General features: G+C 69.6%; 11 protein-coding genes. 6 read left to right on the forward strand and 5 right to left on the reverse strand.

All coding sequences use genetic code 11. The features are described from left to right. Positions 1-6 precede the first annotated feature (6 nt). Positions 7-1242, reverse strand: coding sequence for a porin (locus ACYP33_RS01340; protein WP_414439361.1), 1236 nt, complete (start codon positions 1240-1242; stop codon positions 7-9). A gap of 381 nt (positions 1243-1623) precedes the next feature. On the opposite strand from ACYP33_RS01340, the gene ACYP33_RS01345 reads away from it, so the two are divergent. The 5 genes from ACYP33_RS01345 to ACYP33_RS01365 all read left to right on the forward strand — a co-directional run bounded on the left by ACYP33_RS01345 (position 1624) and on the right by ACYP33_RS01365 (position 6940). Further along, complete coding sequence (locus ACYP33_RS01345) at positions 1624-2553, forward strand: LysR family transcriptional regulator (protein ID WP_459619225.1); 930 nt, start codon at positions 1624-1626, stop codon at positions 2551-2553. Positions 2554-2650: 97 nt separating this feature from the next. Next, positions 2651-3301: a hypothetical protein gene (locus ACYP33_RS01350; protein ID WP_459619227.1), complete on the forward strand. Its 651-nt coding sequence runs from the start codon at positions 2651-2653 to the stop codon at positions 3299-3301. A 48-nt stretch (positions 3302-3349) separates the two neighbouring features. Further along, positions 3350-4672: an MFS transporter gene (locus ACYP33_RS01355; protein ID WP_414439364.1), complete on the forward strand. Its 1323-nt coding sequence runs from the start codon at positions 3350-3352 to the stop codon at positions 4670-4672. 115 nt (positions 4673-4787) lie between these two features. After that, positions 4788-5495 (forward strand): DUF2848 domain-containing protein, encoded by a 708-nt coding sequence (locus tag ACYP33_RS01360; RefSeq protein ID WP_459619230.1) that lies wholly within the window; start codon positions 4788-4790, stop codon positions 5493-5495. A gap of 77 nt (positions 5496-5572) precedes the next feature. Beyond that, positions 5573-6940, forward strand: coding sequence for an amidase (locus ACYP33_RS01365; protein WP_459619232.1), 1368 nt, complete (start codon positions 5573-5575; stop codon positions 6938-6940). Positions 6941-7043: 103 nt separating this feature from the next. Here ACYP33_RS01365 and ACYP33_RS01370 read toward each other — a convergent pair whose 3' ends face one another. The 3 genes from ACYP33_RS01370 to codA all read right to left on the reverse strand — a co-directional run bounded on the left by ACYP33_RS01370 (position 7044) and on the right by codA (position 10705). Next, complete coding sequence (locus ACYP33_RS01370; protein WP_459619234.1) at positions 7044-7730, reverse strand: M24 family metallopeptidase; 687 nt, start codon at positions 7728-7730, stop codon at positions 7044-7046. Continuing rightward, positions 7727-9118, reverse strand: a complete 1392-nt coding sequence (locus tag ACYP33_RS01375; protein ID WP_459619236.1) for a 2Fe-2S iron-sulfur cluster-binding protein — start codon at positions 9116-9118, stop codon at positions 7727-7729. The genes ACYP33_RS01370 and ACYP33_RS01375 overlap by 4 nt, the downstream gene beginning before the upstream one ends. A 342-nt stretch (positions 9119-9460) precedes the next feature. Continuing rightward, entirely contained in the window at positions 9461-10705 is a 1245-nt protein-coding gene (codA, locus tag ACYP33_RS01380) for a cytosine deaminase (RefSeq protein ID WP_459619238.1), read from the reverse strand. A gap of 201 nt (positions 10706-10906) precedes the next feature. Here codA and ACYP33_RS01385 point away from each other — a divergent pair, with 201 nt between their 5' ends. Further along, complete coding sequence (locus ACYP33_RS01385; protein WP_459619240.1) at positions 10907-11206, forward strand: DUF4148 domain-containing protein; 300 nt, start codon at positions 10907-10909, stop codon at positions 11204-11206. 172 nt (positions 11207-11378) lie between these two features. Here ACYP33_RS01385 and ACYP33_RS01390 read toward each other — a convergent pair whose 3' ends face one another. After that, positions 11379-12368 carry a LysR family transcriptional regulator gene (locus ACYP33_RS01390; RefSeq protein WP_459619242.1) on the reverse strand — a complete coding sequence of 330 codons (990 nt, stop codon included), beginning with the start codon at positions 12366-12368 and terminating at the stop codon, positions 11379-11381. Between the last annotated feature and the right edge of the window lie 31 nt (positions 12369-12399).

Genomic DNA, 12399 nt, shown 5'->3' on the forward strand with positions numbered 1-12399 from the left:
TCCCGATCAGAAGCGGTGCGTGATGCCCGCCAGCACCGACACCTGATTCGGCGTCGACGAGGCCGTCAGCCCGTTGATGTTCGCCACCGCGGCCTGCCCCGTCGAATCGGTGCCCGACGCGTGCTGGTACAAGCCCACCAGATACACCTGCGTGCGCTTCGACAGGATGTAGGTCGCTCCGATGTCGCCCTGCTGATAGGTCACGTGATTCGCGCCATAGCCGCGCGTGTAGTCGTAGGCCGCGCCGAGCAGCCAGGCCGGCGTCAGGTAGTAGCGCAGGTTCAGCTCGGCGTTGTGGAACGCCGCCGCGCCGCGATAACCGAGCGGATCGAGCGCCGCGTGCGCGCCCAGCTCGCCGAAGCGCGTGTTGGTGTACACCGCGCCGATGATCGCCGGGCCGGCCGTATAGGTGCCGCCCACCGCCACGATCTGCTCGTTGCCCGCCGAGGCATAACCCGAATACACGCGGCTGGCCGCCATGTTGCTGCCGGTCGCGCTCGACGTGCTGTTGTTGCCGAAGTACGAGAAGTTCGGATCCTTCACATGCACGTAGGCCGCGCCGAGCACGAACGGGCCGCCCGTGTAGCCGAGCCCCAGCGACCAGATCGAATTGCGCCCGAACTGCCCCGGCGTGCCGCCGAAGCTGTACAGCCCGCTCGCGCGAAACCCGTTCACCGTCGGCGTGGTGTACTTCACCGAATTGTTCGAACGGTAATCGTTGTTGGTGTTGTCGAGGTCGCCCGGGTGGCCGCCCAGGTAGGTGGCCCATTGCGTGCCGGCGATGAACGGCCCGATGAAATCGACCGAGGCGTCGTACTGCCGTCCCACCGTCAGCGTGCCGGCGCGCTGCGACGCCAGCCCCATCCAGGCTTGCCGGCCGAACAGGTCGCCGCCCTGCTGGAAGCCGCCCGTCGTCGACGAATAGCCGTTCTCCAGGTCGAACACCGCGCGCAGGCCGTTGCCGAGATCCTCCGAGCCGCGCAGCCCCCAGCGGTTGCCGAGCACGTTGCTGCTGTTCATCTCGAACTGGCGCTTGCCGCCCGCGTTGTTGGCATAAACGATCGCCGTGTCGATCGTGCCGTACAGCGTGACGCTCGACTGCGCATGCGCGCTTGCGGCGGCGCCCAGCGCCGCGCCGGCGGCGAGGCTCGACGCCAGATGCGCGGCGAACAGGCGCCGGGTGCGCGAGCGACGCGGCGGCTGCGAATGACGCGGGTGGCGTGAATGGCGCGAAGGGTTCATGCGGGCTCCTCTTGGTCCGTCGGGCGGGCCGTTTCGTGGTGTCGTATCGTCAAATTAGTCAGGACTCCGACTCTCCCGGCACGCGGCGCGAACGCCGTCGCAGGCGGTGGTGAGGCGCGGGCCGATGCCGCGTTCGGATGCCGAAGTGTTGCCCAGCCCGCTCGCTTCGCTCCAACAAGAAAATAAATTCGCGTCAAAAAGTTTTTGCTATCGAACCGGCCGCGACGCAACGCCCGCCGCGCATCGTGCCTTCTCGAAAAATGGCCGCGCTATCATCGGGACCATTCTCGCCACGCCCGACCTGCCCCAATCTGCCCCGATTTGCCCCGGCCCGCGCCGCGCGCGCAGGCTCCGCTTCCGCCCCGTTTTCCACTCCGCATCATGAATATCCGTTTTCTCGAAACCTTCATCTGGCTCGCCCGCCTGCAGAACTTCCGCCTGACCGCCGAGAAGCTACACACCACGCAGGCGGCCGTGTCGAGCCGCATCGCCGCGCTCGAAGAAAGCTTCGACGTGCGGCTGTTCGACCGCAATTCGCGCTCGGCCACGCTCACGCCCGCGGGCCGCAAGATGCTCAGTTATGCCGAGCGGATCGTGCGGCTCGGCGACGAGATGCGCCGCGAGGTCGAGGACACCGACGGCGACGCCGGCCTGATCCGCATCGGCGTGATCGAATCGATCGTCCACAGCTGGTTTCCGGCGCTGATGGCGCAGATTCGCGAGCGTTTTCCGAGGCTGGAGGTGGAGGTGACGAGCGACACCACGATCCATCTCGTGCAGTGGCTGCGCGCCGATGCGGTGGATCTGATTCTTCAGACTGATACGCTGGCCGACCGCGAATTCGTCAACGCGCCGCTGTGCGAATTCCCGATGCGCTGGGTCGCCAGCCCCGCGCTGGGCCTGGGCAGCGAGCGCATCACGCTCGAACAGTTGGCCGAGCACCCGGTGATCAGCTTCTCGCGGCATTCGGGGCCGCATACGGCAATCGAGCGCGAATTCGCGCGCGCCGTGGAGCGGCCGGTGCGCGTGAACTGCATCAGCTCGGTGGCCGCCATCGTGCGGCTGGTGGCCGACGGCTTCGGCGTGGCCGCGCTGCCGCCCGCCATCATCGAGCGCGAGCTGCGCGACGGCTCGCTGGTGGTGCTCGACGCCGACAGCAACTTCACGCCGATGCCGCTGGTGGCCTGCCATCGCCTGCCGCATCCGCTGTCGGCGCGCATCGCCGAGCTGGCGGCGGATACGGCGCGCGCATTCATGGCCGCGCGCGGCCCCGAGCCCGACGACGCCTCGCGCCGCGCGCCGAAACGATAAGAAAACCTGTTCAAACCGTATTTTTTTTCTTGTTGGACCGACCCGGCCCACCCTCGCCACACTGCGCCTGTCCGAAACCTTACGCAGGAACGCCTCGATGAGCGATCAGCCGACTTCCCGGCCCGGCCAGCTTTGCATCTGGACCGACACCGACCCCAGCACCGAAGACGACTTCAACGCCTGGTACGACCGCGAGCACATGCAGGAGCGCGTCGGCATCGCCGGCTTCACGCATGCACGGCGCTTCCTCGCCAACGACGGCGCGCCGCGCCGCTATCTGGCGCTCTACGAAACCACGGCGCTCGACGTGTTCCATAGCGCCGCCTATCAGCAGGCGTTCACGCGGCAGACCGAATGGTCGCTGCGCAGCTTCGCCCGGATGCGCGACAACCAGCGCCGCGTCGGCGCGCTGACGTTCGCCGCCGGCAACGGCGAAGGCGGCCGCCTCGCGCTGTTCACGGCCACGCCGGCCGCGATCGCCTCGCCGGCCTGGCGCGCCGCCGCCACCGCCGCAGCAGCCACCACCGGCGTGCATGCGGTGCGCGTGTTCGCGACCGACGCCACGCTGTCCGCGCCGATCGCCACCGGCGCAGGCGCGCCCACCGCCGCGCTCGCCGATGCGCTGATCCTCGTCGAGGCCAGCTCGGCCAGCGCCGCGCGCGACGCCGCGCAGCATCTGGCCGCACTCGCCGATCTCGAACCGTCGCAGGTGCGCGGCTTCGACCTGCTCTGGCGGCTCGCGGCCTGAGCCGCCCGCCCCACACCACATCACCGCCGCATCACCGCCGCTACCCTGATGGAGAACAACATGAACAGCCTCGCCAGCCGGTCCCCGATGGCCGGACAGCCGAAAGCCGGACGCGGCCGCCTCGCCAGCGCGAGCATGATCGGCACCTCGCTCGAGTGGTACGACTTCACCGTCTACAACACGCTCGCCGCGCTCGTCTTCAACCACCTGTTCTTCCCGTCGGTCGACCCGCTCGCCGGCACGCTGCTGGCGTTCTCGACCTACGCGGTCGGCTACGTGTCGCGCCCGCTCGGCGGCCTGATCTTCGGCAACCTCGGCGACAAGCTCGGCCGCCGCGCCGTGCTGATGCTGACGCTGGTGCTGATGGGCCTGACCACCGCGCTGATGGGCGTGCTGCCCACCTATGCCACGGCCGGCATCCTGAGCCCGATCCTGCTGGTCGCGCTGCGCTTCGTGCAGGGCATCGCGCTCGGCGGCGAATGGGCCGGCGCGGTGCTGCTGGCGGTCGAGCACGGCAATCAGAAGAAGCGCGGCCTGAACGCCTCGTGGGCGCAGGTGGGGCCGTCGTTCGGCACGCTGCTCGGCACCGGCTGCATCGCGCTGCTGACCGCGGCCGTGTCGTCCGATGCGTTCCTCGACTGGGGCTGGCGCGTGCCGTTCCTCGCCAGCATGCTGCTGGTGATCTTCGGCATGTGGGTGCGCCGCAGCGTCGGCGAGACGCCCGCGTTCGAGAAACTCAGCGAATCGCACGCCACCGCCAAGGTGCCGGTGGCCGAGGTGTTCACGTTCCACTGGCGCCGCCTGCTGCTGGCCGGCGGCTCGCGGATCGGCTCGGATGTGCTCTACGCGCTGATCGTGGTGTTCACGCTGACCTACGTCACGACGGTGCTGAACCTGTCGCGCTCGCTGGCGCTGACCGCCGTGCTGTGCGGCACCGCCTGCAACGCGCTGACCGTGCCGCTGTTCGGCGCGCTGTCGGACCGCTTCGGCCGCCGGCCGGTGTATCTCGGCGGCGTGCTGGCGGCGATCATCTGGGCCTTCGCGTTCTTCTCGCTGGTCAACACTTCGCAGCCGGGCCTGATCGTGCTGGCGGTGGTGGTCGGCCTGGTGATTCACGCGGCGATGTACGGCCCGCAGGCGGCGTTCGTCACCGAGCAGTTCCCGACCCGCGTGCGCTATGCCGGCTCGTCGCTGGCCTACACGCTGGCCGGCATTCTGGGCGGCGGCTTCGCACCGCTGATCATCGTCGCGCTGTTCCGCCAGTGGCATACGACAACCGCCGTGTCGCTGTACGTGACGGGCGCGCTGGTCATCACGTCGATCGCGCTGCTGGCCGCCCGCGAAACCGCGCATCGTCCGCTCGAGGACTGACCCTCAAGCCCTTCGCGGCCCGCGTGCCGCACTCCCCGCCGGCGGCGCCCCGGCGCGCGCCTTCCAGCAAGGCCGCGCGAGGCGGCGCCGGCTCCCGCACTTCCCGATTCCGATCATGACTCTGCTTTCCTTTACCGTTTCCTCGCTCGACAGCGAGCCGCGCACGCTCGACGTCGCTCTCGACGCGCTCGTGATCGCCGGCTGGGCCGGCCGCGACGCCGCCGCGATCCAGCATCACATCGACGAACTCGCCGCGCTCGGCGTGGCGCCGCCCACCAGCACGCCGTGCTTCTATCGCGTTGCCGCCGACCAGTTGACGCAGGCGCACGACATCGAGGTGCTCGGCGGCGACACCAGCGGCGAGATCGAATGCGTGCTGTTCGACAGTCCGCTCGGCACGCTCGTGACGATCGGCTCCGACCACACCGACCGCAAGACCGAGGCGTACAGCGTCGCCGTGTCGAAGCAGGTGTGCGCGAAGCCGGTGGCGCGTGAAGCGTGGCGTTACGCCGACGTGGCCGCGCATTGGGACCAACTGGTGCTGCGCTCGCGCTTCGTGGCCGCCAACGGCACGACGCGCCTGTATCAGGAAGGCGCGGTGGACGGCCTGCTGCCGCCCGCCGCGCTCTGGCAGCGCTATGCCGAACGCGATGCGGCGGCACTGCCGGCCGGCTGCGCGATGTACAGCGGCACGCTGGCCGTGCGCGGCGAGATGGCGGCGATGACCAGCGGCGACGCGTTCGAACTCGAACTGCACGATCCGGTGCTGGGCCGCAGCCTGCACCATCACTATCGCGTCGAAGCGCTGCCGGTCGTCGCCTGACGCATCCGCCCCCGGGCGCGCCCGCCGCGCGCCCGTTTCCCTATTTCGCACACGATAAATTTGCCGGAGACGCCCCGATGACCTTCGCTCCCGCCACCCCGCTGCTGCAACTGGCCGCCCAACTCGATGCCGGCGCCACCACCAGCCGCGCCCTCGTCGATACCGCGCTCGACCGGATCGCCGCCGACGGCGGCCACGGCGCGCATGCGTTCTGCCATGTCGATGCCGACGATGCCCGCCGCCAGGCCGATGCGCAGGATGCGCTGCGCCGCGCCGGGATTCGCCTGTCGCCGCTGGCCGGGCTGCCCGTCTCGGTCAAGGACTTGTACGACGTGGCCGGCCAGCGCACGCGCGCTGGCTCGCGCGTGCTGGACGACGCGCCGCCGGCCGCGCAGGACGCGCCGACCATCGCGCTGATGCGCCGCGCCGGCGCGGTGCTGATCGGGCGCACCAACATGAGCGAATTCGCGTTCTCGGGGCTTGGCGTCAACCCGTGGTACGGCACGCCGCGCTCGCCGTGGCAGCCGGACGAGCCGCGCGTGGCGGGCGGCTCGTCGTCGGGTGCGGCGGCCTCGGTGGCGCAGGGCATGGCGGCCGCCGGGCTCGGCAGCGACACCGGCGGCTCGCTGCGGATTCCGGCCGCGTTCTGCAGGCTGACCGGCTTCAAGCCCACCGCGCGGCGCATCACGACGCGCGGCATGTTCCCGCTGTCGACCACGCTCGATTCGGCCGGCGCGATCGCGCCGAGCGTGGCCTGCTGCGCGCTGGTGGACCGGCTGCTGGCAGGCGAATCGATCCAGGCCGGTGGCTTCGCGCTCGACGCCGCGCCGCTCGAGGGCCTGCGTCTCGCGGTGTTGAGCCACTACGTGACGGATCAGATGGACGACACGGTGGCGCGCGCCTGGGACGACGCGCTGGCCCGCCTGTCGCGCGCCGGCGCGAAGCTCGTGCCGCTGCGGCTGCCGGTGCTCGACGCGCTGCCGTCGATCAACCGCTTCGGCTTCTCGCCGATCGAGGCCTACGCGACGCATCGCACGACGCTGGCCACGCGCGCGGGCGATTACGATCCGCGCGTGCTGGCGCGGCTGCGGGTGGGCGAGCCGGCCGGCGCGGCCGACTACCTCGACCTGCTGGCCGCACGCGCCGATGCCATCGCGCAGGCGCGCGCGGCGCTCGACGGCTTCGACGCATTCCTGATGCCGACCGTGCCGGTGGTGCCGCCGCCGATCGCGCCGCTCGAATCGGACGCCGCGCGCTTCGCGGCGGCGAATGCGCTGGCGCTGCGCAACCCGTCGGTGATCAACTTTCTCGACGGCTGCGCGGTGTCGCTGCCGTGCACGCCGGCCGGCGCGGCGCCGGTGGGCTTGAGCGTGGCCGGCCTGGCGCTGGACGACGCGCGCGTGCTGCGCGTCGCGGCGGGTATCGAGCGGGTGTTCGGCGGCTGATGTCGGGCTTGGGCTTGGCTTTGGCTTGGCTTGGGCTTCGGCTTCGCTCAGAGGCTCGCGCTTCGCACTTAGAAACTCGGGCCTCGGGCCGGGCCCTCCCCCCTCAGCGCCCCTCGATCTCCCGCTCCACCATCAGGTCTTCGTAGAACGCCCCGAAACCCCGCGTCTTGTGACGTATGTGCATCTCCAGAATCCAGACGTGGGCGCTCGGCACCACGTCGGCCGTCGACAGCGTGCCGGCGAACTTCGGTTCGTGCGGAAAATCGGCGATCCGGTGCCCCGACATCCGCTTCAGGTTCAGTTCCCAGCCCATCGCTTGCGCCTCGCGCGTGGCGAATTCGTACAGCGCACGCCCCGTGATGCGCTCCGCGCGCCAGAGGTCGTGCACCGTCTGCCAGAGCCGGAACACGTCGGCGCGCGCCCGGTGCATCTCGGGGTCCGCGCCCACCACGAAGGTTTCGCCCGCGTCGCCCTCCCAGCGGTCCCACACCGGGCCGATATCGATGAAGAAGATGTCGTCGGCCGCCAGCACCACGCCGGGCGCGGACGGATTGCCGTATTCGCGCACGGTGTTCGCGCCGAAACGCACGATGATCTTGTGCCAGCCGCGCAGCAGGCCGTGCTCGCGCAGCACCGTGCGCGCGGCGCGCGTAGCGTCCTCCTCGCGCATGCCCGGTGCGATGCGCGCCGCGATCGCATGCACGGCCGCGCGGCTGCGGCGGCGCACGCCGAGCATGCCCGCGATGTCGAAATGCGGGCCGACGTCCTCGTAATCCTCGCGGCGCATCATCGCGCCTCCTGTTGCGCACACGCTGTATCGCCCTGCGGGGGCGCGCCGGGCAGCACCACGTCGGCATGATCGAACGCGCGGTCGAGCCGGAGTTGACACGCCAGCCGCGTGGCGGGGGCCGTGCCGAGAAAGTCGAGCAGGTCTGCTTCTTCCTCGCCCGGGGGCGTGATAGTGCTCTCGCTTGCGCGGCCGTCCTGGCGCGCGGTCACCGTCACGGCGCACGTCGCGCACACGGCGTTGCCGCCGCACACGTGCTGGAGCGCGATCCCGCCGCTCATCAGCGCGCCGAGCAGCCGTTGCCCCTCGGCGGCCATCAGGTAGCCTCCGCCGCCATCGGGCCAATGCAGGTTCAGGCGGATCAAGGCGTCTCGCGCGGCATGCCGTACGACGGGCGGCGAGAACGGATCGGCGAAGAAACGCTCGGCCCGCAAGCCGCGCGCGCCGACGAGTCCCGCCTTCGCGGCCTCGACCATCGCGGGTGCGCCGCAGGCGTATACGTCGACGTTGGCGAGCGACGCGAAATCGTCCATCACGGCGGCGACCATCGAGCCGTGCCGAACGCCGTCGGCGGCAGCGTCGTCGCCCGACAGCACCGGTACGTAGCGAAAGTGCGGATTGCCGGCCGCCCACGCGCGGCAGCGCGCGTCGGCATACAAATCAGCGGCCATGCGCCCGCCCCAGTAGAGATGCACAGGGCGCTCGCCCTCCCACAGCCGCTCGGCCTCGATCATCGCCGCGAGCGGCGCGAAACCGGTGCCGCCGGCCATCAGCACCACCGGGCGCGCGGCCGGCGAGCGCCAGCCGAATTCGCCGAGCGGCCCTTCGATGCCGACGATCGCGCCCACCGCGCGCTGCCCGCCGCCCGCGAACAGCCACTCGGTGAAATCGCCGCCCGCGACCTTGCGCACATGCAGTTCGAGCGTGCGCCCGCCATCGCACGCGCGCGCCAGCGAAAACGGCTTGCAGCCGTTCGCCGACCAGCGAATCGACACGCATTGCCCGGCCTCGTACATGAACGGCGCGGCGTCGAGAAGATCGAGCCGCACCACCGCGATATCGGCGGCCACCGGCTCGACAGCCTCGATGCGCGCGGCGCGCACCGCGCTCGACGCATCGCCTGCTTGCGGCATGCGGATCGCGAGATCGGAACGCGGGTAGGTCTGGCACATCAGCACCGGCTCGGGCGCGCCACCAGCCGCCACCTCGCGCAGCGGGCCGTCGCGGCCGGCCGCGTAGCAGCCGGCCAGCACCTCGCCGCGACACTGGCCGCAAAAGCCGTCGCGACACGAGAAGCGGATCGGCGCATCGGCGTTGATGGCCGAGGTCAGCACATCCTCGTGCGGCCCGGTCGGAAATTGCAACTGCGTGGGGGAGTCCGTGATCTTCACGACTGTTTTTCAATCCCTCGATATCGGCGATGGCGGCATCTTGCCGTGTCGAAACCCGGGCAGCAATGATTCCGAGCCACCGCGATGTGCGATTTGTTGCGCTTATGTGGTCTGGAACGCGTATTGGCTCATGCGGCAAAATCCGCCGACTCGGCTGCGCACGTTCACCAACACGCTGACAGCCGTTGCCGCGCGGCAGGCGCTGACGCTGCCCGCCCGCACGGAGAGCGATCAACCCAACTGCGCATAGGCGATCCATTCCGGCTCACGGCGCAAGCTCACGCGTCCTTCGCGGCGAGCGCTGGCGCGGCGCTAAACCTCGGCCGCCTGCGCAGCCAACGATCAACCCGCCTGCGGATACGCGATCCGCTCCGGCTCGCGACGCAGGATCACGCGCCCCGCGCGCACCGACACGAGCGGCTTGACTTGGCGGCGCACCGCGTCGTAATCGCTCACTGCATCGAGCACCAGCAGGTTCGCGGGCCGCCCGGCCTCCAGCCCGTAGCGCTCGCCGAGCGACAGCGCCTTCGCGCTGTGATCGGTGACGAAATCGAGGCAGCGCTGCAGTTCGTCGTAACCCATCATGTGGCAGATATGCAGGCCGGCATCGAGCACCCGCAAGATGTTGCCGTTGCCGAGCGGATACCACGGGTCCTGGATCGAATCCTGACCGAAGCACACGTTGATGCCGGCGCGATCGAGCTCGCCCACGCGCGTCACGCCGCGCCGCTTCGGGAACGTGTCGAAGCGCCCCTGCAGGTGAATGCTTTCGGTCGGACAGGAAATGAAGTGGATGCCCGAGCGCTTGAGCAGCCGGAACAGCTTCGAGCAATAGGCGTTGTCGTAGGAACCCATCGCCGTGGTGTGGCTGGCCGTCACGCGCGCGCCCATCCCGCGCACGCGCGCCGCCTCGGCCAGCACTTCGAGAAAGCGCGAATGCGGATCGTCGGTTTCGTCGCAATGCACGTCGACGAGGCAGCCGTTGCGCTCGGCCAGATCCATCAGGAAGTGAATCGAACTGACGCCCTGCTCGCGGGTGTTCTCGAAGTGCGGAATGCCGCCGACCACGTCCGCGCCCATCTCGATCGCGCGCGTCATCAACGCGCGGCCGTGGTCGAACGATTCGATCCCTTCCTGCGGAAACGCGACGATCTGCAAGTCGATCAGCCCGCGCGCCTCCTCCTTCACCTCGAGCATCGCCGCGAGCGCGGCCAGCGTCGGATCGGTCACGTCGACATGGGTGCGCACGTGCTGGATGCCGTGATCGCGCAGCATCGCGATCGCCGTGTGGGCGCGCGTCTTGGTGTCCTCGTGGGTGATGGTGGCCTTGCGCTGGCTCCAGCGCTCGATGCCCTCGAACAGCGTGCCGCTGCGATTCCATTCGGGGTCGCCCGCCGTCAGCACCGCGTCGAGATGGATGTGCGGCTCGACGAACGGCGCGATCGCGAGCCGGCCGCCCGCGTCGATGTCGTCGCCCGATGCCGTGACCGAGCCCTCCTGCGGCACGATTCGCGCGATCGTCGCGCCGTCGAGTTCGAGGGTGTGGAGGCCGCTGCGGCGGCGCAGCGTCGCATTGACGATCTTCATGGACGTTCCTGTGGTGGGGCGGGCGGCATTCATTCTAATCAATCGACTCCGCGCCAAAAAAACGCCGCCACTGTTGCGCGATCCGGAAGGCTGCCCTCCGCGCTGCCCGGTGTTTCCGTCGGCGGCCGCTCCCTACACTGCAGTCATTGGTTCGGCGCTTGCAACAACGATGCCGGCCACCCACCCGCAAGGAGTCACACCATGAAGAAGATCGTCGTCTCGACCGCCGCCGCCATGCTGATTGCATCGCCCGCCCTGGCCTTCGCGCAAACCGCGCATCACGGCCTGACCCGCGCCCAGGTGATCCAGGAACTGGTCGATCTGGAATCGGTCGGCTACTCGCCGTCCAGCGGCAACGATTCGGCCTACCCCGCCGACGTGCAGGCCGCGCAGGAACGCCTCGCCACCAAGCGTCTGGCCGCGAGCCAGGCCGCCAAGCAGTCGTATGGACCGAACGGTGCGGCCGTGTCGGAAGCCGGCAAAGCGGTTCGGGCCGACTAAGGCAGTCGGCGCGTCCGAGCCTAGGCGCTCAAGCAGTGCAGGCAGTAATAGCAAACGGCGCGGCCACAGCCCGCGCCGTTTTCATTGGGAATCCGAATCGACAGGAGTGGACGCCATGCTTCGATACGCTCGCGCCCATACCCCGCACCGCCGCGTTGCCGGCGGTACCCGATCAGCCCGCCGCACCAGCCTTGACGCGACGCGACGAGGCCACGGCCGCCTGCATGCGCGCATCGAGCGCGGCCAGCAGCGCCTCGTCGCGCGCAAGGCGATCGGGCATGTCGGCGCGCAGGAATTCCACCCACGTGCGCACCTTCGCATCGACGAAGCGGCGCGACGGATACAGCGCGTAGATGTTCATGCGCTGCAGCGTGTGGCCCGGCAGCACACGCATCAGCGAGCCGTCGCGCAGCAGGCCGATCGCCGCGTACAGCGGCAGCATGCCGATGCCCACGCCCGCGCGGATCGCGATCGCCAGCGATTCGGCCGTGTTGGTCTGCACCGGCCCGCTCACGCGAATCTGCTCGACCTGGCCGGTGCGGCTTTCGAGCAGCCAGTCGTGAGTGGGAAACGCGGGCGTCTGCAAGGTCAGGCAATCGTGGGCGGCAAGCGCCGCCGGATCGGCCGGCGCGCCGCGCGAGCGCAGATAGGACGGCGACGCGCACAGGATGCTGAAGGTTTCGCCGAGCTGATGCGAGACGAGTTCGGAATCGGGCAGCGACGAGGCCGTGACCACCGCCATGTCGTTGCTGCCATCGAACAGGTCGGGCATGCGCTGCGACAGCGACAGCTCGACCGAAACATCCGCATGCTGCTCGCGATACGCGTTCAGCGCGGGCAGCACGTAATGCTGGCCGATGCTCGCGTAGCTGTGCAGCCTCAGCACACCGGACGGCCGCTCGTAGGCGCCGCTGGCTTCTTCCTCGGCGGTATCGACGTCGGCCAGGATCTGCCGGCAGCGCAGCAGATAGTTCTCGCCGGCCGGCGTCAGCGACAGGCGGCGCGTCGAGCGGTTCATCAAGCGCGTGCGCAGCCGCGCCTCGAGTTCGGAAACGGCGCGCGACATCGCGCCGGTGGTCGAGTTCAGCGACATCGCGGCCGCCGTGAAACTGCCTGCCTCCACCACGCGGGCGAACACCCGCATGTTTTGCAACGTGTCCATTGTTATTCAGTACGGCAGAAGAAGCCGACAT

This window comes from Burkholderia sp. 3C (assembly GCF_054589155.1).